A 22,832-nucleotide genomic window follows, 5' to 3' on the forward strand; every position below is an offset into this window, starting at 1 on the left:
CACCATTCTCGCCTCCTCCTCACAGATGCAGATAGGTTTCGCGCAGCTCCGGCGACGCCGCCAGCCCCTCGCTCGTCCCCGACCATACGGTGCGTCCCTTCTCGACCACCACATGCCGGTCCGCCAGCCGCATCACCGCGGCCAGGTTCTTGTCGATGAGCAGGATCGCCTGCCCCTCCGCCTTCAGCGCCGCCAGCACCGCCCAGATCTCGGCGCGGATGAGCGGCGCCAGCCCCTCCGTTGCCTCGTCGAGCAGCAGCAGCCGCGGATTGGTCATCAGCGCCCGCCCGATCGCCAGCATCTGCTGCTCGCCGCCCGAGAGCTGCGAGCCCATGTTCCGCCGCCGCTCGGCCAGCCTCGGGAAGAACTGATACACGGCGTCCAGCGACCACCGCCCGCCCGCCCTCGCCGTCGCCGTCAGGTTCTCCTCAACCGTCAGCCGCGGAAACACCAGCCGCCCCTCCGGCACCAGCCCAAGCCCCATGCGCCCGATCCGATACGGCGCCAGCCCCGGCAGCGCCACCCCGTCCCACTCGATACGCCCGCCCGTCACCCGCCCGCCCATCCCCGGCAGCAACCCCATCACCGCGCGCACGGTCGTCGTCTTCCCCATCCCATTGCGTCCGAGCAGGGTGACGACCTCCCCCGCGCCGATGGTGAGCGACACGCCCTGCAACACCTGGCTCTCGCCATAGGCCGCCCGCAGCCCTTCGACGACGAGGCTCATGCCGCCTCATCCTCGCCGAGATACGCCGCCCTGACCTCCGCATTGGCCCGGATCACGGCGGGCAGGTCGGTCGCAATCACCCGTCCATAGACCAGCACCGAAATCCGGTCGGCGAGCGCGAACACCGCCTGCATGTCATGCTCGACCAGCAGGATCGCATACTGCCCCCGCAATCCTCGCAGGATGCCGACCAGCCGCTCCGTCTCCTCCGGTCCCGCGCCCGCCAGCGGCTCATCGAGCAGCAGCAACCTCGGCCTCATGGCCAGCGCGACGGCGAGTTCGAGCTGCCGCTTCTCCCCATGCGACAGCCGCCCCGCCATCACCCCCGCCCGCGCCCCGAGCCCCACCGCATTGAGTGCCGCCATCGCCTCATCGTTGAGCCCCCGCTCCGTGGCTGCCGCCCGCAGGAACCGAAAGGACGACCCGCTCCGCGCCTGCACCGCCAGCGCCGCATTCTCCAGCGCCGAGAACCCCGGCAGCACCGAGGTGATCTGGAAGCTCCGCGCCAGCCCCAGCCTCGCCCGCCGCGCCAGCCCCATCCCGACAATCTCGCGCCCGCCGAAGCGGATGCTCCCCGCATCCGGCCTGAGCGTCCCCGAGAGCTGATGGATCAGCGTCGTCTTCCCCGCCCCATTCGGCCCGATCACCGCATGGATTTCGCCCGGCGCGACATCGAAGGAGACATCATCCGTCACCGCCAGCCCGCCGAACCGCTTCCGCAGCCCGGCCACCTCCAGCAGCGCCTCAGCCACGCCGCAGCACCCCCACCAGCCCGCCCTTCAGGAACAGCACCGACAGCACCAGCAACGGCCCGAAGATCAGCCGCCAGTGCTCGGTGAGATGCCCGAGCCACTCCTCCAGCAGCACGAAGCCGACCGCCCCCAGCACCGCCCCCTGCAAGGAGCCAAGCCCGCCCAGGATCACCATGAACAGCAGGTCGCCCGACCGCTGCCAGGCAAGGTAGGACGGCGCCACGAACTCCGTCGCATTGGCCAGCAGGACGCCCGCCAGCCCCGCCACCGCCCCCGCCGCCGCATAGGCCACCAGCCGGTATGGATAGGGCGAGAATCCCACCGCCTCGACCCGCAGCGCATTCTCCCGCGCCGCCCTGAGCACCCGCCCGAAGCGCGAACCCAGCACCATCTGCGTCCCCAGCAACGCCAGCGCCAGCAACCCGAGGCAGAGGTAATGGAAGACCAGCCGGTCCTCCAGCCAGCGATGCCCGAGCACCGTCATCCGCCCATAGAGCGTGTACCCGTCATCCCCGCCATAGGCCGCCAGCGACGACGCGGTGAAGAAGGCCATCTGCCCGAAGGCCAGGGTGATCATGATGAAATGCACCCCGCTGGTACGGATCGCCACCGCCCCCGTCACCAGCGCGAAGAACGCGGCGGCCCCCATCGCCACCGGCACCACGACCACGGCATCGGTGATGCGCGCATCATCGAGCACGACCAAGGCATAGGCCCCGACCCCCAGCATCGCCGCGTGCCCGAGGCTGACCAGCCCCGCCCCGCCCACCAACAGCCACAGGCTCACGGCCGCCATCGCCAGGATCATCGCCCGCGCCAGCAAGGTCAGCGAATACCCCTCGCCAAACCCGAGGAAGGGCGCCGCCGCGAGCCCCGCCAGCACGACCAGCGCCGCGCGCATCAGCCCCGCACCGGAAACAGCCCGCGCGGCCTGACCGCCAGGATCAGCGCCATGGCGATATAGACCAGCATGGAGCCGAGCGCCGCCCCCGCCTGCCGCGCCGGCGAGGCCGCCATCACCAGCCGCAGCAGGTCCGGCAGCAGCGACCGCCCGAGCGTCTCGATCACCCCCACCAGCAGTGCCGCGATGAAGGCCCCGCGCACGCTGCCGATCCCGCCGATGGTGATGACGACGAAGGCGAGGATCAGCACCGTATCCCCCATCCCCGGGTCGACCGAGAGCACCGGCGCCGCCATCACCCCCGCGAAGCCGGCAAGCATCGCCCCGAAGCCGAACACGAGCATGAACAGCCCGCGGATATCGACCCCGAGCGCCGCCACCATCGGCGCATGGGTAGCGCCGGCCCGCACCAGCGCCCCGATGCGCGTCCGCTCCACCAGTACCCAGAGCAGCCCGGCGACGGCCAGCCCCGCCACGAGGATGGCGATCCGGTAGACCGGATACTGCAACCCAGGCATCAGCTGCACCCCGCCCTCGAGAAGGGTAGGCACCGGCATCTGCAACGGCGCCGAGCCCCAGATCGCCCGCACCGCTTCGTTGAGGAACAGGATCACCCCGAAGGTCGCCAGCACCTGGCTCAGGTGATCCCGCTCGTAAAGATGCCGGAACACCAGCCACTCCAGCACCAACCCGCAGACCAGCGCGGCCGGTAGCGCCAGCACCAGCCCCAGCCAGAAGCTCCCCGTCCAGGCCGCGAGGCTCGCCCCGAGATAGGCGCCCAGCATGTACTGCACGCCATGCGCCAGGTTGATGAAGTCCATCACCCCGAAGACCAGCGTCAGGCCCGCCGCCACGAGGAAGAGCAGCACCCCGAATTGCAGCCCGTTCAGCCCCTGGACCAGCAGCAGCCCAAGGCTCATCGCATGCGGCACTCGGCGGCGTAGGGGTCGGTATCGTGCGACAGCACCTTCCGCACCGTCTCGGTCTGGAACTTGCCGTCCGCCCGCTTCGCCACCTGGCAGAGCCAGAAATCCTGCACCGGATAATGATTGCCGCCGAACTCGAATGGCCCGCGCACCGAGGAGAACTGCGCCGCCCTGATCGCCGCCCTGACGGCATCCTTGTCGCCGAGCCGCCCACCCACCTTGCGCACCGCGCTGTCGAGCAGCATCGCCCCGTCATAGGCCTGCGCCGCGTAGGTCGCCGGCACATAGCCGTAGCCCGCCTCGAAATCCTTCACGAACTTCGTGTTCGCCGGATTGTCCATGTTCGGCGCCCAGGACGCCGCCGAGTAGAAGCCGAGCGCCGCTTCGCCCTGTGCCGGCAGCGTCGCCTCGTCCACGGTGAAGGTCGACAGGAACGGGATGTTCGCCAGCCCCGCCTGCCGGTACTGCCGCACCAGGTTCACCCCCAGCCCGCCTGGCATGAAGGTGAACACCGCATCGGGCTTCGCCGCCGCGATCTTCGCCAGCTCCGCCGAGAAGTCGAGCTGCGTCAGCGGGACGTAGACCTCGTCCACCACCTCGCCCTTGAAGCGCGATTTGAACCCCGCCGCCGCATCCCGCCCCGCCTGGTAGTTCGGCGTGAGCACGAAGACGCGCTTGTACCCGCTGTCCTGCGCCGCCTGGCCCATCACGCTGTGGACCTGGTCGTTGTTGTAGGAGGTGGTGAAGAAATTCGCGTTGCACCCGCGCCCCGCGAGCGTCGAAGGGCCCGCATTGGTCGAGATCAGGAAGGTCCCGGATTCCGTCACCGGCCGGACGATGGCGGCGAGGATGTTCGAGAACACCACGCCCACAACGAAATCCACCTTGTCCCGCTCGATCGCCGCCCGCACCTTGGTGACGGCCACCTCCGGCCGCAGCTCGTCGTCGATGACCAGCACCTCGGCCGGCAGCCCGCCGAGCTTGCCGTCGAGATGCTTCAGCCCCTGGAGGAAGCCGTCGCGGAGCTGGGTCCCGAGCGCCGCCTGCGGCCCGGTCTGCACCGCGACAAGCCCGATCTTCACGCCCGCCGCTTGCGCCCGCGCCCGCACCGCCGGCATCGCCAGCACCGCACCCGCGGCGCCCAGCACGCCCCGTCTGCCGATCTTCGTCATCCCGAACTCCCCCGGCTGATTGCTTTAAGCCTCAACCATATCGCTTCGCCACTCAAGCAGCTTCGCAGAGCAAGCGGCGAAGCAGAAGCCTTGCCGGCAACGACGTATTCTCGCCAGTCCTGCAATGAACGAATCCAGCTTTGTCCTGTTGTGTACCCAGTCGAGGCGGGCAAACGCCGTGGGAATTGCAATACGTGTCAGAGAAGAACGAAATACCGCCTTCCGACGATACTGAAGCGGTTCCTGTCCTCGAGGAAAGGCTGAGCATCCACCGCCGCGAGGTGGAGACCGGGCGCCTGCGCGTCCGCCTCCGCACCGAGACGGAGGAGACCCAGCTCCACGCCGATCTTCGCTCCGAGGCGGTCGAGGTCGAGCGCATCCCCATCGGCCGCCAGCTGGCCGAGGGCGAGGCGCCGCCCGGCCCGCGCGAGGAGGACGAGGGCAGGGTGCTCGTCATCCCCGTCCTCGAGGAGGTGCTTGTCGTCGAGAAGCGCCTGGTGCTGCGCGAGGAAATCCGCCTCCGCCGCACCAGCGCCAGCGAGCCGGTCGAGATGCCGGTCACGCTGCGCCGCCAGCACGCCGAGATCGAGAGGCTGCCGCCTCGCACAACTGAAGAAACAGGGAAGCCCAACGCATGAGCAACCGCACCATCACCGCCGTCTTCGATTCCGCCGCCGAGGCCGATGCCGCGTCCCGCGACCTCGCCACCAAGGTCGGCGGCGTCCGCGCCGCGGTCTTCACCAATGCCAATCAGAGCCGCGAATTCGACTCGCTCGGCATCGCCGGCCCCGACCGCAGCGTGCTGGAGGAGGCGATGCGCCGCGGCAGCGTCGTCCTCTCGGCCACCGTCCCCGAGGACCGCTTCGAGGCCGCCGCCGACGTGATCGAGTCCTCTGGCGCCGTCGACCTCGACAGCCGCGAGCAGGAGTGGCGCGGCGCCGGCTGGAGCGAGGACAACATCGCCGAGCACAGCACCATGAGCACCGAGACCGCGCCCGCGACGCCGCAGCAGGCGACCATGGGCCGCGCCGACCTCGCCGCCAATGCCGGCACCCCGACCGCCACCACCACCACCACCGGCATGACCGGCGGCACGATGGGCACCGGCCTCGGCGCCGGCCGCGAGGAGAGCATCCCCATCGTCGAGGAGCGCCTCCGCGTCGGCAAGCGCGAGACCGCGCATGGCCGCGTCCGCGTCCGCTCCTATGTCGTCGAGACCCCGGTGCAGGAGCAGGTGACGCTGCACCAGGAGCATGTGCAGGTGGAGCGCCGCCCGGTCGACCGCCCGCTGGAGGCCGGTGCCGACGCCTTCCGCGAGCGCACCATCGAGGCCACCGAGACTGCCGAGGAAGCGGTCATCGCCAAGGAGGCCCGGGTGACGGAGGAAGTCGTCATTCGCAAGACCGCCGATGACGAGACCCGCACGGTGCAGGACACCGTCCGCCGCACCGAGGTCGAGATCGAGGACGACCGGGTCGGCACCCGCAGCGCGGGCACGACCACCGGTACGACCACGGGCACCGGCACCACCCCGAGCCGCGATCGCTAAGCTACCTAGCGAGTTGGGCAGCGCGCTCCACTAGCGCGCTGCCCGGATCGGCGAGCGGCTCGAGCACCGTGAAGTGGTCGAGCCCCGCCAACTCCGCGGCCGTGCCGTTCCAATGCGCCGCGAAGTCCCGCGTCTGCCGCCGGAACTCCCCGCTCTCCGCCCCGCCGACCACGGCATGGATCTCGGCCCCCTCCGGCCGCGCCAACAGGGCAGGGGAGAGCGCCCGCGCCTCCGCCTCATCCAGCTTCAGCCCGGCCCCGACGCTCGTCCCGATCAGCGGCCACAGCTCGAACACCCCCGAGATCGCCATCCCCCGCGAGACCAGCCCCGCCGGCAGCCCCCGCTTTACCCAATCCGTCGCCATCAGCATCGCCGCCAGATGCCCGCCGGCCGAATGCCCCATCGCCATAACCCGCCCGGCTCCCCGCCGGTGCAGCAGCGCGACGGCTTCCCGCATCTGCTCGACGATGGCCCGCAACGCGACCCCCGGGCACAGGTCATAGGACGGCACCGCGACCGCCACCCCCCGCGCCAGCAACCCCCGCGCGCAATGGCTGGCGAAGCTCCGGTCGAGCGCCTGCCAATACCCGCCATGGATGAACATCGCGACCGGCCAGTCCCCGCCCGGCCCCGGCCGGAACAGGTCGAGCCTCTCCCGCTCCCCCGCCCCATAGGCGACGCCCAGCTCCTTCTCCACCCAGGACGCGCGGAAGGCCGCCGCATCCCGCGCCCAGCCGGCGATGATCGCCCCGCTCTCCGGCACCCGCGCCCGGTTGTTGTACTCCGCCTCCGCATCCATCGCGCTTGCCCCCTGCGCCGATCCGCATTATAGGAATATAATCAAAGAGAGGACCATCGGACGATGCGGAAGGGTCATGCCCTCCACCCTGTGCCTGGGCCTCGTCCGGCCATCCCTTAAAACCTTAAAACCCTCAATTTCTCCACCCGGCGACCAGCAATTCCAACACCTTGCCTCACCGACTCCGCCTGCCGCCTAAACCCGATTGAGCGAATTGAAGCGCCGCGGCCTGAGCCCCGCCTGGAACCACGACACCATCGAGTAGATGTCATAGACGGGCCGCCCGACCTCCGCCCGCAGCGCCGCCGCATAGGGCGGCATGTTGGTGCATTCGAGCACGATCGCCCCGACCTCCGGATGCGCCTCCACCAGCGCCCGCCCGGCCTCGACGACATCCCGCTCGGCAAGATCGATATCGAAGTCGTCCTTCTCTGCCGTGATCAGCACCCGGAAGAACTCCCGCCCGCCCTCGGTCCCGGCGATGGGCGTATCCAGCGGCACCCCCGCCGCCGCCAGATGCGCCTCCGTCAGCGACGCCTTGCTCACCGTCACGACGCCGACCCGCTGCCCCGGCGGCAGCATTGCCTGCACCCAGGGCACCTGCATCAGCGAGGAGGTGGCGACCGGCACGCCCACCGCCTCCGCCAGCTCGCGCTGGAACAGCGACAGGAACCCGCAATTGGTCGTAATCGCCTCCGCCCCAAGATCCACCAGCTCGCGCGCCGCGGCGATGAAATCCGGCAGCAGCCCGCGCGCCCCGCGCAGCACCACCCGCTCCGGCGTCGCCCCCCGCACCACGCGGAACAGCACGGGGAAGGGCCAGGTCTCGCCATTGCCCATATCGCCCGGAATGCGTGGAAAACGGGCTTCCAGCATCAGGATGCCGAGGGGCGCGCCATAAATGGATTTGCCGCCGCGCGCGATGCGGCCGGAAGGACTGTTCATCCCCCGAGCCTATCCCACACCATGCACGCGTCGAAACCGAAAGGAGAGCCGGGATGCTCCGCTGGATCGCCGCCGCCTTGCTGGCCCTGTCGCCTACCCTCGCCCCCACCTTCGCCCGGGCCGACGATGCCTGGCCCAATCGCCCGATTACCATCCTCGGCGGCTTCCCGAACGGCGCCGGCACCGACATCTACGCCCGCAAGCTGGCTGAGCCGCTTTCCCGCGCCCTCGGCCAGCCTGTCGTCGTCGACAACCGCACCGGCGCCGGCGGCAATATCGCCTCCGACGCCGTGGCCAAGGCGAGGCCCGACGGCTACCTCTTTCTCCTCGGCACGGCCGGTACGCATGCCATCAATTCCGGCCTCTACCGCAACCTCCCCTTCGACGCGCTGCGCGACGTCACCCATGTCATCCTGCTCGGCGACGTCCCCAACGTCCTGCTGGTCAGCCCGGAGAAGCGCCCGCAATACCGAAGCTGCCAGGACCTGCTGGCGGCCGCCCGCGCCCGCCCCGGCGCGCTGAACTACTCCTCCACCGGCAACGGCGCCTCGACCCATCTCGCCGCCGCTCAATTCGCCGCCGCGACCGGCATCGACCTGACCCATGTGCCCTATCGCGGCCAGCCCGGCGCGATGTCGGCGCTCCTCGCCGGCGACGTGGACCTGTTCTTCAACCAGAGCGGCCCCTCCATCGGCCCGGTGCAGCAGGGCCAGGTGCGCGCCCTCGGCACCAGCACCCTGGCCCCGCTGCCGGCGCTGCCGGGCGTGCCGACCATCGCCGAGGCCTGCAACCTGCCGGGCTTCGAGACCAGCACCTGGTACGGCCTCTTCGCCCCGCCCGGCCTGCCGCCCACCATCCAGGCCCGGATGAGCACCGAAATCGCCCGCATCATCGCCACACCCGATTTCCGCCAGTGGCTGGTCGACTCCCAAGGCATCAGCCCCCCCGCCGACCTGACGCCGGAAGGCTTCCGCCGCATCCATGAACGCGACATCGCCCGCTGGGGCGAAATCATCCGCAGATCGGGCGCGAGCGTGGACTGAGGCGCCTCAATTCCTCAAATCCAAAACCGGGTGCGATTCTGGATATACCGAACAAAGATCGTGCGATGGTTTGCGGCATCATCCATCGCCGTATAATATCTCCGCTCCACAGAACCGGGGCGCGCCGCATGTCCTTCCTCGCACCCATCCCCATGCCCGCGCCGCTCACCGCACGGGCGCTGGAGCTGCTGCGCCACGACATCCTCACCACGCGCCTCGCCCCGGGCGAGACCCTGTCCGAAGCCGCCACCGCCGCCCGCCTCAACCTCGGCAAGGCCCCCATCCGCGCCGCCCTCGCCCGCCTCGCGGAGGAGGGCCTGGTCCAGGCGATGCCGCGCCGCGGCTGGGTCGTCTCGCTCGTCACCATCCGCGACATCCACGAGGTCTTCGACCTCCGCCTGCTGCTGGAGCCCGAGGCCGCCCGCCGCGCCGCCCTCGACCCACGCGCCCGCGGCGACGCGGCGGCGCTCGCCCGGCTCGATGCCGTATGCGCCGCCGGCTACCGGCCCGAGGCGGCCGAAACCGCCCTCGGCTTCCTTGAGGCCAACCGCGCATTCCACGTCGCCATCGCGGAATTGTCCGGCAATGCCCGCCTTGCCCGCCAGATCGGCCGGCTGCTCGACGAAAGCACCCGGATGCTCGTTCTCGGCCTCCGCCGGCGCGACCGCAGCGGCGAGATGGCCCATGAGCACCGTGCACTGATCGAGGCGCTTGCCGCCGGCGATGCCGCCGCCGCAGCAGCGCGGATGCGCGACCAGGTCGCCGCAAGCCGCGCCATGGTGCTCGCCGCCCTGACCGCGCCGGACACCGCCATCCCGCTTCCCTGACCATCCTCCGCAAAGCTCCGGCCGCCCTCTGGAGTTCTCCCTCCTACATTTGGCCAACTTTGGCGTCCGCACCCGCATCTTCTCGGCATGCGGGGCATTGATCGGCTTCGGCAGCCTGCGGGGTCCTGTTGCATTCCGCCACCGAACTTGAAACCCTCACCGCCCGGTCAGGGGCAGTGCGCCGCCCCCCTGCTGCGCTTCCGCCTCGGCGGCAAGCAGCTCGGCGGCACGGAACCAGCTCGGAGGCGCTGCTGCGCCAGATAGGCGTTACCACCAGGCAGATGGACGAGACCGCCACCGCATTCGAGCAGCAGGGTGCCGCGCCGCGCGAGATCGCCGGCAGCTTGCCCAGACCGCACTGCGCAGAGGAGGTCGTTGCCAACTTCCAGGGCGTCGCGCAGGCGACCGAGACGGTCGGCGGCGCTTCCTGCAAGTGCTGACAACTGCGGAGAACCTTTCGCAACAGGCCCTGCGCCTTCGCAGCGAGGCCGTCCGCTTCCTCGACGGCGTCCGCGCCGCCTGAGGGGATGAACTCCCACCAGCCTGCCGCGCTGTCCTTGCGGAGGTTGGTGGGATGCGTTTGCGCCGTTGGGCATTGGGACTGGGCTTGCCGTTACTGGCGATCGGCGTCTTCGTTGCGCTGTTCCGCTGGGACTGGCTAATTCCGATTGTCGAGGCGCAGGCGAGCGCCAAGCTCGGCCGGAAGGTGACGATCGAGCATCTGCACGTCTCGCTCGGCCGTGTCAGCACCATCAGCGCGGAGGGGTTGAAGATCGGCAACCCGCCCGGCTTCGAGGACGCACCGCCCTTCGCCGATGTGCGGCGCGCCAGCATCGACCTCGACGTCGGCGCCTATATCGAGAGCCGCGCCATCGTCATCCCCTCGGTGACGCTGGAACGGCCGCAACTCGAAGTCCTCGGCAAGCCGGACGGCCAGAACAACTATAGCTTCGATCTCGGCGGCGGCGCATCCACCGGTGATGCTCCGGGGCCGCGCATCGGCGCGCTGCGGCTGATCGATGGCGAGGCGCATGTCGCCATTGCCAAGCTGCGCTCGGACTTCCGCGTCACCGCCGCCACTGAGGATCCGCCGGGCGAGGAGTCGCGGCTCGTCGCCCGCGCCAGGGGCACCTACGCTGCGCAGCCGATCACCGCCGAGTTGCGCGGTGGCGCCATCCTCAACCTGCGGGACACGGAGCGGCCCTGGCCGATCGGTCTCGACCTCGCCAACGGGCCGACCAAGGTGACGCTGCGCGGCACGGTGCAGGACCCGCTGGCGCTGGCCGGCGCGGATATCCGGCTCGACATCAACGGGCCGGACATGGCGCTGCTCGCGCCGCTCACCGGCGTCGCCATCCCGGCGACGACGCCGTTCCGCGTCACCGGTAAGCTCGACTATGCCGACCGGGCCTTCCGGTTCACCGATGTCGAGGGGCGGCTCGGCAGCAGCGATCTCAATGGCCGCTTCAGCATCACTCCTGGCAAGGACCGGCCGGTGCTGGATGCAGACGTGTTTTCGCGCAAGGTGGATTTGGCCGATCTCGGCGGCTTCGTCGGCTCGACGCCGGGTCGCGTCGGCACGCCGGGGCAGACGGCACAGCAGCGTCAGGCGCTCGCCCGGGCCGAGGCCAACCCGCGCCTGCTGCCGACCCAGCCGATCAGCATCCCCCGGTTGCGGGCGGCGGACATCCATTTGCGCTACCGGGCGGCGGCGATCCAGGGACGCGGGATGCCCTTCGACAGCCTTGCCGTCACCGCCGATATCGAGGACGGCAATATCCGCCTGCATCCGGTGCAATTCGGCATCGGCCAAGGGCGCCTCTCAGGCGATTTCACCCTGACCCCGCAGGAGAACGGCGCGCTGCGGGCGAAGGGGCAGATCGACCTGCGACGGGTCGACATCTCCCGCCTGATGCAGGCGGCGGGGGCAGGCGGGGCGGGGACTTTGGGCGGCGTCGGCAAGATCGACGGCACCGGGCGCTCGGTCTCGGAACTCCTCGGCAATGCCAATGGCGAGCTGACGCTGGTGACGGTCGGCGGCAACCTCTCCGCGCTGCTGGTCGACCTCTCCGGCCTGCAATTCGGCAATGCGCTGCTCTCGGCGCTCGGCGTCCCGGCACGGACCGAGATCGAATGCCTGATCGCGGATTTCGGCCTACAGCGCGGCATGCTCGAGACGCGGACGCTGATGCTGGACACCGACAGCTATGTGTTGACCGGCGGCGGCAGGGCTAGCCTCGGCCGGGAGGTACTGGATCTCTGGCTTCGCACCAACAGCAAGCATTTTACCATCGGCTCGCTGCCGACACCGATCGGCATCGGCGGAACCTTCAAGAACCCTTCGATCATGCCGGAGATCGGCGAATTGGCGGCGCGCGGCGGGGCGGCGGTGGGGCTCGGCCTCATCTTCCCGCCGCTCGCCCTGCTGCCGACCATCCAGCTCGGCGTTGGCGAGAACAATCGCTGCGAGCGGCTGACGCGCCGCGCCGGGTAGCGCCTGATCCGCGACCACCGGATCGCCGATCAAGCTTCGTCAGGACGTGGCGCGACCGGACAGGCAGGTCTTCATGAAGTCGCGCCGCGGCTGGCCGCGCAACTGCTGGCCAGCGGCCTGTGTGGAGCAGCTTCGCATTTTCGCCTGCTGGGCACGCTGAGCGGGGCTCGGCTCGCGTTGTTGAGCGGCGGCCTCGGCGAGGCCAGGCGTCAGGGTGAGAGCAAGGGTCAAGGCCAGCCAGCGCATCGCGTCGTCTCCGTAACGAAATGCGGTGCGTGCCATGTCCGGCGGCCGGATTCAACGGGAAAATCAGGCGGGCCTGGCACCGGCATAGGGTTCTGCCGCGGCGCCCAGGCCGCTGAGGCCTGTTCGGAAGGCGCAACTGCTGGCACAGGAGGGCGATCCCGCTTCGTGAGGGGCTTGCTGCCGGCGTCGCTGCGGATGGTGCCGTCCTTCAGCTTGTGGCCCTCGGCAAGGGTGGGCGGCTTGGCTTTGAGCAAGGCATGGGCGGGCTCATGCACGATGCAGTTGGCCACCACCCATTCGGCATCGGGGGAAGGACTGCCGCGCTTGATGCCGCCCTGGACGATCCGCCGCATGTAAATCTCGCAAGCCACTGCCTGCTCCGCAGGGCTGAACATCGTGGAGCCGGAGAAACCGGGCGTCGGCTCCTTCGTCGCCCTGGCGGCGACGATGCTCTCCTTACTTTTGGCGGCAGATGGCCGACACAGTCGCGCGGCTTTGGCTAGCTGGCCTTGCCGTGCCAGGTGACTGTGACGCCATCGAAGACAGCGACGCATTGAGGATGCTGGCGGAGTAGCCCTGCAAGGCAGTGGCGCAGGCCCGCCGCCTGGCTTCGTCAAACATGCCTTGTTGACGAAATAGAGGGTCAGCCTCTCCGCCATGATGACTTTTTCGGCCCCGCTGATCGTCGCCGAAACGGGTAAACCCCTTGGACTCACCATCTCGCGAAAGGCCGCGAGCGGAAGGACAGGCATGCAGCTTGCTAATCTCACCCCACGATCACGCGAAGGAGGGATGCGATGGAGCCGGACCGGGTGACCATGGAGGCGATCGGCCGCTGGAGCGGGATTGCCTTGCCGAACGAGGCGGCGCGCATCGGCCTCGCCGACAATGCGGCGTTGATCGCCGAGCTGGAGGCGCTGCGGGGCGGGATGGGCTTCGAGGAAGAGCCGAGCGGCTTCGAGGCCGCGCTGCGCGACTGCAAGGAGCCTGGCCAGTGAACGCCCCCGTCGCCGCCGCCGACCTTGCCTCCCTCTCCATGACCGAAGCGGCGGATGCCTTCGCCGCAGGCGAGGTGACCGCCACCGCGCTCACCGAGGCTTGCCTCGCGCGGATTGCGGCGCATGACGGCGTGGTGAACAGCGTCATCCGCCTCGACCGGGACGCCGCCTTGGAGGCCGCCGCCGCGGCGGATGCGGCGCGCGCCGCCGGCCGGCCACTCGGCAGGCTGGCCGGGGTGCCGATGATGCACAAGGACATGTACTACCGTGCCGGAAAGGTGAGCAGCTGCGGCTCCCACATCCGCCGCGACTACAAGCCGGCGGCGACGGCGACGGTGCTGGAGCGGCTGGACGCCGCCGGCGCCATCGACATGGGCACCCTGAACATGGCCGAGTTCGCGCAGAACCCGACCGGCCACAATCGGCATTTCGGCGACTGCCACAATCCATGGAACCCGGCCTATTGCACAGGCGGCTCCTCCTCCGGCTCCGGCGCGGGTGTGGCGGCGCGGTTCTTCTACGCGGCGCTCGGCTCGGATACCGGCGGGTCGATCCGCCTGCCAGCGACGCTCTGCGGCGTGACAGGGCTGAAGGCGACGCAGACGCGCGTCTCGCGGGCGGGGGTGATGCCGCTCTCCTTCTCCTGCGACAATGTCGGGCCCCTTGTGCGAACGGCGCGCGACGCAGCGCGCTTCCTCGGCGTGACGGCGGGGCATGATCCGCGCGATCCGACCAGCGCGCGCGAGGCGGTGCCGGACTACGAGGCGGCGCTGACGGGCGACATCCGCGGGATGCGCATTGCGGTCTGCGAAAACTGGTTCCTCGAGGGCGCCGATGCGCCGGTGGTCGCGGCTTTCGAGGCGGCGCTCCAGGCGCTGCGGACGCGGGGCGCGGTCGTCACGCGCATCGCCGCGCCGTCGCTTCGTGCCATCGCCGCCTATACGGCACTGGTCAGCCGCGTGGAAGGAGCGGCGATCCATGCCAACTGGATGCGCGAGCATCCGGACGACTACGCCATCCATCTGAGCGCGCGGATCTATGGCGGCTATGCCTTCCCCGGGCATCTCTATGTCGAGGCGCTGTCGCGGCGCGGGCCCTTGCTGCGACAATTCGTTGCTGAGGCGCTGACCGGCCACGACCTGGTGGCGACGCCGACGCTGCGCACTCGCGTGCCGACGCTGGCCGAGACGGATATCGACGCCGATCCGTCGAACTGGTCGCGCTTCATGGCGGTGTCGGCGAATACGCGCCCGTTCAACTACCTTGGGCTGCCGACGGTCAGCGTGCCATGCGGCTTCGACGATCGCGGCCTGCCGGTCGGGTTGCAGCTCGCCGGCCGGCCCTTCGGCGAGGCGACGGTGCTGCGCGCGGCGGATGCCTTTCAGCAGGAGACGGGCTGGCACCGTAAGGCACCGGCCCTGTAAGCAGGAGGGCCCTGCCCCGGAAGGGGCAGGGCTGTCGTGACCGGCTCAGACGAAGAGCGTGTCGGCCGTGGTCAGGTTGTTGACGTGCGGGAGGAAGACGTTCTCCGCCGTTGCGTCGAAGATGACGAGCGTGCCGGAGACGCCGCCCTCGCTCGCCGCGATGATGTGCATCGTCGCCTTGTCGAAGCCCTCGAACTGCAGCTTGTCGGTGCCGGCGGTGAAGTTGGCGATCACCATGTCGCCGTCGCCATGCTGAACGGCGAAGACATCCTTGCCCGCGGTGCCGCTGAAGGTGGCGCCGAGGCCGTCCGCCGTCTCGGTGAAGCGGAAGTCGTTCGGGCCGTTGATCTTGAAGACCGCGGAATGCTTGCTGAGGGCGGAGCCGTTGTAGCTGGCGTCATCGACATAGAGGTTGCGGTCACCGCCCGGGCCCGAGGCGTCGTTCAGGAAGCGCACGGTCAGCTTGTGGTCGCCCGCACCCCAATCGCCCTTAATGGTGATCGTGTCCTCGTTGCCCGAGCCGTGCAGCGCGCCGGCGCTCAGCGTGCCGCCGACCTGCTTGCCGTCGACGAAGAGGCTGTACTGCGCATTGCCCTGCCAGGCATCCTGGCTGACCTTGAGCACAAGGCTGTCGGCGCCGGTGCCGATGGTCTTCACCACCGCGCTGCCGGCGGCTGGCGGCGGAGTGGGGGCCGAGGGGACGCTTCCGTCGGTGAAGGCGAAGTCGACAGGGCCGTTCTTCAGCAGGTCGGCCGAACCCTTGGCGAGCGCCTTGCCGTTATAGGTGATGCTGTCGACATGCAGGTTGCGATCGGTCGCCGCGGTGCCGTCCCAGGCGTCGTTGAGAAAGTTGACCGTCACCTTGTGTGCACCGGCAGCCCAGTCGCCCTTCACGGTGATGATGTCGGCCTGGCCTGCGGCGTGCGAGGCGCTGGCAGTCAGCGTGCCGCCGATCTGCTTGCCGTCGACGCTTATGGTGTACTGCGCATGGCCTTTGTAGGCATCCTCGCTGATCTTCAGCACCAGGCTGTCGGGGCCGGAGCCGATGACCTTCATGGTGTTGCCGCCCGGCGGCAGCGGGCTGACCGGCGGTGTCACCGGGGGCGACGGCGGAGAGGATGTCGCGCCCTTGGCGAGGTTGGAGACGATGCCCTTCATGTCGACGGCGAGGCGGTCCGCGACCAGGATCGCATCGCCCTGGCCCATATGGCTGCTATTGGCATAGCCGTCGCCGTCCATCCTCAGGCCGTTCATCGCCGTGCTGTCGAAGATGGCGTTGAAAGCCGGATCGGCCGAGAGCTGGCGCATGCCAGCCTGGATGTTCGCCGGGCTGTTGCCCTGGGCGTAGTTGTAGGGGACATAGGTGAACACGTAGGGCGTCGTCGCCGCGGACTGGTCGAGGACGTCGCGCACCAGCGCGGCATCGGTCTTCACCTCGGAAATCCAGTGGGCGGTCGTGACGCCACCGGTGTTGCCGTCATACTCGTTGTGCATCCACAGCGTAACGGTGGGGTTGTCCTTGATGTCCGTCGACTGGGCCTTCACGTAGTTCAACAGGCCCTGCTGCTGGCCGTCGGTATCCCATTTCAGGAAGGCGGTGCCGGAATGGATCGTCGAATTCTTGTCGCCGTAATGCTGGATGATGTTGACGTTGACGCCCGGCAGGCTGGCCTCAAGATCCTTTTCGAGTTCGCGCGCGCCGCCATTGGCGACGAAAAGGAGCGCGTTGCTCTGGCCCCGGATCAGGATGTTCACGTCGGTCGTCATCGTTCCGTCCGTTCTGCCCCGATGAACTCGGGGCGGCCCACGGAGGGCCCTGTGGAAGGAGCCCTCAGGCTCCCGGGAATGTTCCGGGCGCCAAACCCTCACGGCGCCGTGAGGAACGGTATATCGTATTCACGGACATTTGCACATTAATTCGCTCTTGGGTTGAGAGAAGCCGCACGGGCCAATCAACCCAGAGATTTAGAATGCCAAGGTTTAGCCACGCAAGACTTTGATCTGGCTCGGATAACTGGCTGGATCGACCCGGACGTCGAGCAGCACGGGGCCAGGCGCGGCGAGGGCGTTAGCAAGCGCCTCACGGTATTCCGCTTCATTGCCTACCCGTAGGCCAGTGCCGCCGAGGGCCGCGAAGGCCGCGGCGAAATCGGCCTCCGGCCAGCCGAGCGCCGCCTCGGGGATGCGACGGCCGTCCTTCTTGATGTCGATTAGCGAGAGCGTTGCGTCGTTGAAGACGATGATGGTGAGCCGCACGCCAAGCACCGCCGCCGTCGCCAGCTCGCCGAGCGCCATCAGCAAGCCGCCGTCCCCGGTGAAGGCGATGGCGCCGCGAGCCGGGTCCTGCATCGCTGCGGCGATGCCGGCGGGAAGCGCAAAGCCCATGGTGGCGAGGCCGTTCGAGATCAGCAGGTCGCCCGGATGGCTGGCCTGCCAGAAGCTGGTGCAAGGGAACATATGCGCCCCGGCATCGACGGCGATGCGCGGCTCGGCCCCGGCCTCGCGGCAGGTGGCCTGAGCGAGTTCCACCACCGCCTGCGGCGAGAGGCCGCGATTGCCGCTCGGTCCGTTGCCGAGCGCGTCGCGCCAGCGGCGGCGATGCGCAGCGATCTCCTCCGCCTTCCAGGCGCTGCGCGGCGCCTCCAATGCGGCGAGCGCAGGGGCGATGGGGCCGTGCAGCGCCACCTCCGGTACGCGATAGGCGATGGGGCGCGGCGCCGTGGCCAGCTCTATGACAGGCGCGCCGTAGCGCCAAGGCTGCGGGATGAACTCCACCGGGTCGGCGCCGGCGAGGATGATGCAATCCGCCTCGGCAAGCACCGGCGCCTCGGCCGCGCCGCCGGTGAAGACGCCGGCGAAGAGCGAGTCGGCATCTGGCACAACGCCCTTGGCCTTGTAGGTCACAAGGGCCGGGCAGCCGAGCCGCGCGATCAGCCCGCGCAGCGCGGCGCAAGCGGCAGGCTCCGTTGCCTCCAGCCCGGCGATAAGCACGGGCCGGCGGGCAGCGGCGAGGATGCGGCGCGCTTCGGCCAGGGCGGGGCCGGGGGCGAAGCCGGGCGGGGCGGCCTCGGCGAGCGGCGGGGGCAGGGCAGGGGCGCGGGCGGCGGCGGCAGAGAGCTCCAGCAGCACCGGGCCGCGCGGCGCCTGCATCGCCAGGGCAAGCAGGCTCGCCGCCATCACCCCGGCGGCGGCGCCGGGCTCGACAGCGCGGGCGGCGCCCTTGGTCACCGGCGCCAGCAGCGCCGCATGGTCGAAGTACTGGTGGTTGGCGAAGCCGCGCTCGGCGCCGGTGAAGCCATCGGCCAGCAGCAGCACCGGGGCGCGGTCGAGGCTCGCCTGGGCCATGCCGTTGGCGGCGTTGGAGACGCCTGGGCCACGCGTCACCAGGGCGACGCCGGGCCGGCCGGTCAGCTCCGCCTCGGTCGCCGCCATGATGACGGCGGCGCTCTCCTGCCGCGCCAGGATGAAGCGGATGCCGCGTGCTGCCGCCGCCTCGATCAGCGCCAGGCTCGATCCGCCGCCGGGCACGCCATGGATGCGCTCCACCCCTGCCGCCGCCAGAGCTGCGGCCACTGCATCCGCACCCGTCATCGTGTCACTCCTCCCGGAACGACGCCGATCCTAGGGCGGCTCACGGCTGGCGCCAAAATCGCCGCGATCGGGGCGGGGCTGGCCATGGGTTGGGCAGAGCGGTGCCGGCATGGCCAAAACCTCGTGGCGGGACGCTTGCGGCGGAACCACGGTCCGTGCTGCTTTGCTTAGACGAGAATGCAGAATGGGGGCCGCATCGTCCGTGCCGCAGGCTAGAATCGCCGCTTTCGACGAAATGCGGGCAGAGGACGGCGTCCGCGCCGCCTATGCCGACATCGACCGCTGGCTCCGCGCCACTCCACGGGAGCAGCTCGACGCCAAGCGGCGGGAAGCGGAGCTGCTATTCCGCCGCATCGGCATCACCTTCGCCGTCTATGGCGAGGGTGGCGACCCGGAGCGGCTGATCCCCTTCGACATCATACCACGCATCATCGCGCGCTCGGAATGGGAACGGCTGGCGCTCGGCCTGCGCCAGCGGGTGCGTGCGCTGAACGCCTTCCTTGCCGATGTCTACGGCAAGCAGGAGATCCTGCGCGCCGGCCGCATGCCGGCCGCCCTGATCCTGGAGAACGAGGGCTACCGCGCGGAGATGGTCGGCATCGCGCCGCCCGGTGGGGTCTACACCCATGTCGCTGGCATCGACATGGTGCGCACCGGACCGGACGAGTTCTACGTGCTCGAGGATAATTGCCGCACGCCCTCCGGCGTCTCCTACATGCTGGAGAACCGCGAGGCGATGCTGCGGCTCTTCCCCAAGCTCTGCGCCCAGCACCGCGTCGCCCCGGTCGGCCGCTACCCGGAGGAACTGCTGGAGACGCTGAAGGCCGTCGCCCCGGCCCGCGCCGGCGCCGACCCCTGTGTCGTGCTGCTGACGCCCGGACCCTACAACAGCGCCTATTACGAGCACTGCTTCCTCGCCGACGAGATGGGCGTCGAAGTGGTGGAGGGCGCCGATCTCTGCGTCGATGACGACATCGTCTACATGCGGACCACGGCGGGGCCGCGGCGCGTCGATGTCATCTACCGCCGCATCGACGACGAGTTCCTCGACCCGAAGGTCTTCCGCGCCGACAGCCTGGTCGGCGTGCCGGGGCTGATGTCGGCCTATCGCGCCGGCAATGTCGCGCTCGCCAACGCGCCCGGCGCCGGCATCGCCGACGACAAGGCGATCTATCCCTACGTGCCGGAGATGGTGCGCTTCTATCTCGGCGAGGAGCCGCTGCTCGCCAATGTGCCCACCTTCCTCTGCGACCGGGAGGAGGACCGCAGGTATGTCCTCGCCAATCTCGACAAGCTGGTGGTGAAGCTGGCCAAGGGCTCCGGCGGCTACGGAATGATGATCGGCCCGCATGCCACGCGGGACGTGCGGGAGGAATTCCGTGCCCGCATCCTGGCAAAGCCCGGTGACTACATCGCGCAGCCGACGCTGGCGCTCTCCACATGCCCGACGGTCGTCGAGCAGGGCATCGCGCCGCGCCATGTGGACCTCAGGCCCTTCATACTCTCGGGCAAGGAAATCCGAATCGTCCCCGGCGGGCTGACGCGTGTTGCCATCCGCGAGGGCTCGCTCGTCGTCAATTCCTCGCAGGGCGGCGGGACGAAGGATACTTGGATCCTTGAGGACGAGGGGCCTGGCGAGGCCGCGATTCAATCGCAGTCCCAGTCTCAATCGCAATCCCAGTCTCAATCGCAATCCCAGTCTCAATCGCAATCCCAGTCTCAATCGCAATCGGTGGGCGGCTGATGCTCAGCCGCACGGCCGACAACCTGTTCTGGCTGGCGCGCTACACGGAGCGGGCCGGCAATGTCGCCCGCGGCCTCGGCGTCGCATCACGCATGGCGGCGCTCACCGCGCGGCTCGGTGCGGAGGCGGATGAATGGCGTTCGCTCGTCACCGCCTCGGGCAGCGATGCCAGCTTCTACCGGAAATACGAGGCGCCGACGGCGGAGGCGGTCGTCCACTGGCTGGTCTTCGACCCAGAGAACCCCTCCGGCATCCTTCCCTCCATCGAGGCGGCGCGGCGCAACGCGCGGGCGGTGCGGACGGCGCTGACCGTCGACATGTGGGAGGCGCTGAACGACACCTGGAACCACCTCCGCGCCTTGCCGCCCGAAGCTATGGAAGGCGAGAAGCTCGCCGATTTCCTCAGCTGGGTGCGCGAGCGCGTCACGCTCTTCAACGGCGCGGCACATGACACCATGCTGCGCGACGAGGCCTGGCGCTTCGTCCATCTCGGCACCATGCTGGAACGCGCCGACAACACCGCGCGGCTGCTCGACGTGAAGCACCACCTGTTGACGGCGGAGGCGGAGGGCGCGGTCGATTACGTGCAGTGGCAGGCGGTGCTGCGGTCCGTCTCGGCGCTGCGCTCCTACCAGTGGATCTACCGCGACCGGCTGAACCCGCGACGCATCGCGGAGCTGATGATCCTCCGCCCCGAGCTGCCGCGCAGCCTGATGGCCTGCTTCGCCGAGGTGGCGGAGACGCTGGAAGCGATCGCGCTCGGCCATGGTGGGCGGCGTGGCGAGTGCCATCGCCTTGCCGGCACTCTGCAGGCGCAGCTGCGCTACGGGCGGATCGACGCCATCATGGAGGAGGGGCTGCATGCCTTCCTCACGACGATGATCGAACGTGTCGCGGCGCTCGGCGGCGAGATCGACGCCTTCTACATCCGGCATTGAGCACGAGATGACCTACTGCGTCGGCCTGCATCTGCGTGAGGGGCTGGTCCTGCTCTCCGACACGCGGACCAATGCAGGCGTCGACAACATCTCGACCTTCGGCAAGATGCAGGTCGAGGAGAGCCCTGGCGAGCGGGTGCTGGCGATGCTCTCGGCCGGCAACCTCGCCATCACCCAGGCGGTATGGAACCGGCTGCAGGAAGGCGTTTCCCTCGGCGGCGAGATCTTGACCCTGCGCAGCGCGCCCAGCATGTTCCGCGCGGCACAGCTGGTTGGCCAGGCGGTGCGCGAGGTCTATGCCGCTGACGGCCCTGCGCTCTCGGCGCAAGGCGTGCGCTTCGACATCTCGCTGATGCTCGGCGGGCAGATCGCCGGCGGGCCGCCACGGCTCTTCCTCGTTTATGCGGCTGGGAATTTCATCGAGGCGACGACCGACACGCCCTTCCTCCAGATCGGCGAGCACAAGTATGGCAAGCCGATCCTCGACCGCGTCGTCGGATTCGACACGCCGCTGATGGATGGCGTGAAGCTGGTGCTCATCAGCATGGACAGCACGCTGCGCTCCAACCTCACCGTTGGCATGCCCGTGGACCTGCTGCTCTATGGAACGGACAGCTTCCGCGTAACGCTCAGGCGGCGGATCACCGAGGAGGACGCGTATTTCCGGGCGGTCTCGGAGGGTTGGTCCGGTGCGCTGCGCAACGCCTATATGGCCCTGCCGCGGCCGGACTGGCTGGCGGAGGCTGCAGCGGGGGAGTAGCCTCGGCGGCAAGAATGGTCTTGAGGGAACGTCCATGCGCCGCCGCATGCTGCTTGCCGCGCCGTGCCTCCTTGCCCAGCCGCGCCCTGGTGCCGCGCAGCCCTGGCCGAGCCGCCCGGTACGCATCGTCGTGCCCTTCGGCCTCGGCGGCTCGGCCGATATCGCCGCTCGCCTCCTTGCCGATCCGCTAAGTGCGGCGCTCGGCCAGCCGGTCGTCGTCGAGAACCGGCCGGGGGCGGGGGCTGTCATCGGCACGGATGTGGTGGCGAAGTCGCCGCCCGACGGCCACACCTTGCTGCTGATGTCGAACACCCATACTGCCAACGAGACGCTGTTGCAGAACCGGCCCTATGCGCTGATGCGCGACCTGGTACCCGTCGCCGCCATCAACATCGCCTATCACGTCCTGGCGGTGCATGCCTCGCTCGGCATCCAGACGGTGCCCGAGTTGATCGCCAGGGCGCGCGCGGCGCCGGGCAAGCTCGACTACGCCTCCTCCGGGCCGGGGACGCCGTATCACATCGCCTCCGAGGTATTCGCGGCGATGGCCGGCATCCGGCTCAACCACATCCCCTTCCGTGGCAGCAACGAGGCGCGGACGGCGCTGATCGCGGGCCAGGTGCCGATCATGTTCGACGCCATCCCGACCATGCGGGAGCAGATCGTCAATGGCCGCGTCATCGGCCTCGGCACCACCGGCCCCGCGCGCAGCCCTCTGCTGGTGGATCTGCCGGCTGTGGCGGAGACGTTGCCGGGCTTCGAGGCCTCGATATGGCTCGGGCTGATGGCGCCGGCCGGGTTGCCGACGCCCATCGCGGCGCGGCTGCACGGGGAGGTCGGCAAGGTCCTCGCCTCGCCCGCGGTACGGGATGTGATGGCGAAGGGCGGAGCAGAGCCGATGCCGATGACGGTCACCGAGTTCGAGGCCTTCCTTCGCCGTGACATCGAGCGGCAGCGGGAGTGGATCCGCATGGCGAAGATCGAGATGGGTTGAGA

Annotated in this window: 23 protein-coding genes; 12 read left to right on the forward strand and 11 right to left on the reverse strand. The window is 69.4% G+C overall.

The window, feature by feature from the left end; all coding sequences use genetic code 11:
• Positions 1-19: 19 nt before the first annotated feature.
• The 5 genes from EP26_RS04820 to EP26_RS04840 are packed head-to-tail and all read right to left on the reverse strand — an operon-like array spanning position 20 to position 4,478.
• A complete protein-coding gene (locus EP26_RS04820) occupies positions 20-727 on the reverse strand; it encodes an ABC transporter ATP-binding protein (protein ID WP_043336410.1) in 708 nt (235 codons plus the stop codon).
• Positions 724-1,479 (reverse strand): ABC transporter ATP-binding protein, encoded by a 756-nt coding sequence (locus tag EP26_RS04825; RefSeq protein WP_043336412.1) that lies wholly within the window; start codon positions 1,477-1,479, stop codon positions 724-726. Before EP26_RS04825 ends, EP26_RS04820 begins: the two co-directional genes overlap by 4 nt.
• The gene (locus EP26_RS04830; protein WP_043336414.1) at positions 1,472-2,380 is read right to left on the reverse strand and encodes a branched-chain amino acid ABC transporter permease; all 909 of its coding nucleotides are present in this window, start codon (positions 2,378-2,380) and stop codon (positions 1,472-1,474) included. Before EP26_RS04830 ends, EP26_RS04825 begins: the two co-directional genes overlap by 8 nt.
• Complete coding sequence (locus tag EP26_RS04835) at positions 2,380-3,300, reverse strand: branched-chain amino acid ABC transporter permease (RefSeq protein WP_043336415.1); 921 nt, start codon at positions 3,298-3,300, stop codon at positions 2,380-2,382. The genes EP26_RS04830 and EP26_RS04835 overlap by 1 nt, the downstream gene beginning before the upstream one ends.
• Positions 3,297-4,478, reverse strand: coding sequence for an ABC transporter substrate-binding protein (locus tag EP26_RS04840; protein ID WP_043336417.1), 1,182 nt, complete (start codon positions 4,476-4,478; stop codon positions 3,297-3,299). Before EP26_RS04840 ends, EP26_RS04835 begins: the two co-directional genes overlap by 4 nt.
• Before the next feature lie 194 nt (positions 4,479-4,672).
• Here EP26_RS04840 and EP26_RS04845 point away from each other — a divergent pair, with 194 nt between their 5' ends.
• Positions 4,673-5,116, forward strand: a complete 444-nt coding sequence (locus EP26_RS04845) for a YsnF/AvaK domain-containing protein (RefSeq protein ID WP_052388800.1) — start codon at positions 4,673-4,675, stop codon at positions 5,114-5,116.
• Complete coding sequence (locus tag EP26_RS04850; RefSeq protein WP_043336419.1) at positions 5,113-6,027, forward strand: YsnF/AvaK domain-containing protein; 915 nt, start codon at positions 5,113-5,115, stop codon at positions 6,025-6,027. The genes EP26_RS04845 and EP26_RS04850 overlap by 4 nt, the downstream gene beginning before the upstream one ends.
• Position 6,028: 1 nt before the next feature.
• Here EP26_RS04850 and EP26_RS04855 read toward each other — a convergent pair whose 3' ends face one another.
• Together EP26_RS04855 and EP26_RS04860 are read right to left on the reverse strand one after the other, a co-directional pair.
• A complete protein-coding gene (locus EP26_RS04855) occupies positions 6,029-6,826 on the reverse strand; it encodes an alpha/beta hydrolase (protein WP_043336421.1) in 798 nt (265 codons plus the stop codon).
• A gap of 195 nt (positions 6,827-7,021) precedes the next feature.
• Positions 7,022-7,771 carry an aspartate/glutamate racemase family protein gene (locus EP26_RS04860; RefSeq protein WP_043336422.1) on the reverse strand — a complete coding sequence of 250 codons (750 nt, stop codon included), beginning with the start codon at positions 7,769-7,771 and terminating at the stop codon, positions 7,022-7,024.
• Between the two features lie 53 nt (positions 7,772-7,824).
• Here EP26_RS04860 and EP26_RS04865 point away from each other — a divergent pair, with 53 nt between their 5' ends.
• From EP26_RS04865 to EP26_RS04875, 4 genes are all read left to right on the forward strand, one after another.
• Entirely contained in the window at positions 7,825-8,814 is a 990-nt protein-coding gene (locus tag EP26_RS04865) for a Bug family tripartite tricarboxylate transporter substrate binding protein (RefSeq protein WP_043336424.1), read from the forward strand.
• A 128-nt stretch (positions 8,815-8,942) separates the two neighbouring features.
• On the forward strand, positions 8,943-9,641 hold the full coding sequence (locus EP26_RS04870; RefSeq protein WP_043336425.1) for a GntR family transcriptional regulator: 699 nt from the start codon (positions 8,943-8,945) through the stop codon (positions 9,639-9,641).
• Positions 9,642-9,922: 281 nt separating this feature from the next.
• Positions 9,923-10,081, forward strand: a complete 159-nt coding sequence (locus tag EP26_RS34630; RefSeq protein ID WP_157033402.1) for a hypothetical protein — start codon at positions 9,923-9,925, stop codon at positions 10,079-10,081.
• 134 nt (positions 10,082-10,215) lie between these two features.
• The gene (locus EP26_RS04875) at positions 10,216-12,135 is read left to right on the forward strand and encodes an AsmA family protein (RefSeq protein ID WP_043336426.1); all 1,920 of its coding nucleotides are present in this window, start codon (positions 10,216-10,218) and stop codon (positions 12,133-12,135) included.
• Between the two features lie 39 nt (positions 12,136-12,174).
• Here EP26_RS04875 and EP26_RS04880 read toward each other — a convergent pair whose 3' ends face one another.
• Together EP26_RS04880 and EP26_RS34635 are read right to left on the reverse strand one after the other, a co-directional pair.
• Positions 12,175-12,381 (reverse strand): PsiF family protein, encoded by a 207-nt coding sequence (locus EP26_RS04880; RefSeq protein ID WP_052388801.1) that lies wholly within the window; start codon positions 12,379-12,381, stop codon positions 12,175-12,177.
• Positions 12,363-12,734 carry a hypothetical protein gene (locus tag EP26_RS34635; protein WP_157033403.1) on the reverse strand — a complete coding sequence of 124 codons (372 nt, stop codon included), beginning with the start codon at positions 12,732-12,734 and terminating at the stop codon, positions 12,363-12,365. The genes EP26_RS04880 and EP26_RS34635 overlap by 19 nt, the downstream gene beginning before the upstream one ends.
• A 444-nt stretch (positions 12,735-13,178) precedes the next feature.
• Between EP26_RS34635 and EP26_RS04890 the strand changes: the two genes are divergently transcribed.
• Positions 13,179-13,379, forward strand: a complete 201-nt coding sequence (locus EP26_RS04890; RefSeq protein ID WP_052388802.1) for a hypothetical protein — start codon at positions 13,179-13,181, stop codon at positions 13,377-13,379.
• Positions 13,376-14,803: an amidase gene (locus EP26_RS04895; RefSeq protein WP_245624292.1), complete on the forward strand. Its 1,428-nt coding sequence runs from the start codon at positions 13,376-13,378 to the stop codon at positions 14,801-14,803. The genes EP26_RS04890 and EP26_RS04895 overlap by 4 nt, the downstream gene beginning before the upstream one ends.
• A 45-nt stretch (positions 14,804-14,848) precedes the next feature.
• Here the strand turns inward: EP26_RS04895 and EP26_RS31645 are convergent, their stop codons facing one another.
• Together EP26_RS31645 and EP26_RS04905 are read right to left on the reverse strand one after the other, a co-directional pair.
• Positions 14,849-16,570 carry a carbohydrate-binding domain-containing protein gene (locus EP26_RS31645; protein WP_052388803.1) on the reverse strand — a complete coding sequence of 574 codons (1,722 nt, stop codon included), beginning with the start codon at positions 16,568-16,570 and terminating at the stop codon, positions 14,849-14,851.
• A gap of 213 nt (positions 16,571-16,783) precedes the next feature.
• Entirely contained in the window at positions 16,784-18,394 is a 1,611-nt protein-coding gene (locus tag EP26_RS04905; RefSeq protein ID WP_043336429.1) for a thiamine pyrophosphate-binding protein, read from the reverse strand.
• Positions 18,395-18,578: 184 nt separating this feature from the next.
• Here EP26_RS04905 and EP26_RS04910 point away from each other — a divergent pair, with 184 nt between their 5' ends.
• From EP26_RS04910 to EP26_RS04925, 4 genes are read left to right on the forward strand one after another with little or no spacing between them, the layout of a single operon-like run.
• Positions 18,579-20,138, forward strand: a complete 1,560-nt coding sequence (locus tag EP26_RS04910) for a circularly permuted type 2 ATP-grasp protein (protein ID WP_052388804.1) — start codon at positions 18,579-18,581, stop codon at positions 20,136-20,138.
• Positions 20,138-21,076, forward strand: coding sequence for an alpha-E domain-containing protein (locus EP26_RS04915; RefSeq protein WP_043336434.1), 939 nt, complete (start codon positions 20,138-20,140; stop codon positions 21,074-21,076). Before EP26_RS04910 ends, EP26_RS04915 begins: the two co-directional genes overlap by 1 nt.
• Positions 21,077-21,083: 7 nt before the next feature.
• Positions 21,084-21,836: a proteasome-type protease gene (locus tag EP26_RS04920; RefSeq protein ID WP_043336435.1), complete on the forward strand. Its 753-nt coding sequence runs from the start codon at positions 21,084-21,086 to the stop codon at positions 21,834-21,836.
• 34 nt (positions 21,837-21,870) lie between these two features.
• Positions 21,871-22,830, forward strand: a complete 960-nt coding sequence (locus EP26_RS04925; RefSeq protein WP_043336438.1) for a Bug family tripartite tricarboxylate transporter substrate binding protein — start codon at positions 21,871-21,873, stop codon at positions 22,828-22,830.
• The last annotated feature ends 2 nt before the right edge of the window (positions 22,831-22,832 follow it).

This window comes from Belnapia moabensis DSM 16746 (genome assembly GCF_000745835.1).
GTDB classification, from domain to species: domain Bacteria; phylum Pseudomonadota; class Alphaproteobacteria; order Acetobacterales; family Acetobacteraceae; genus Belnapia; species Belnapia moabensis.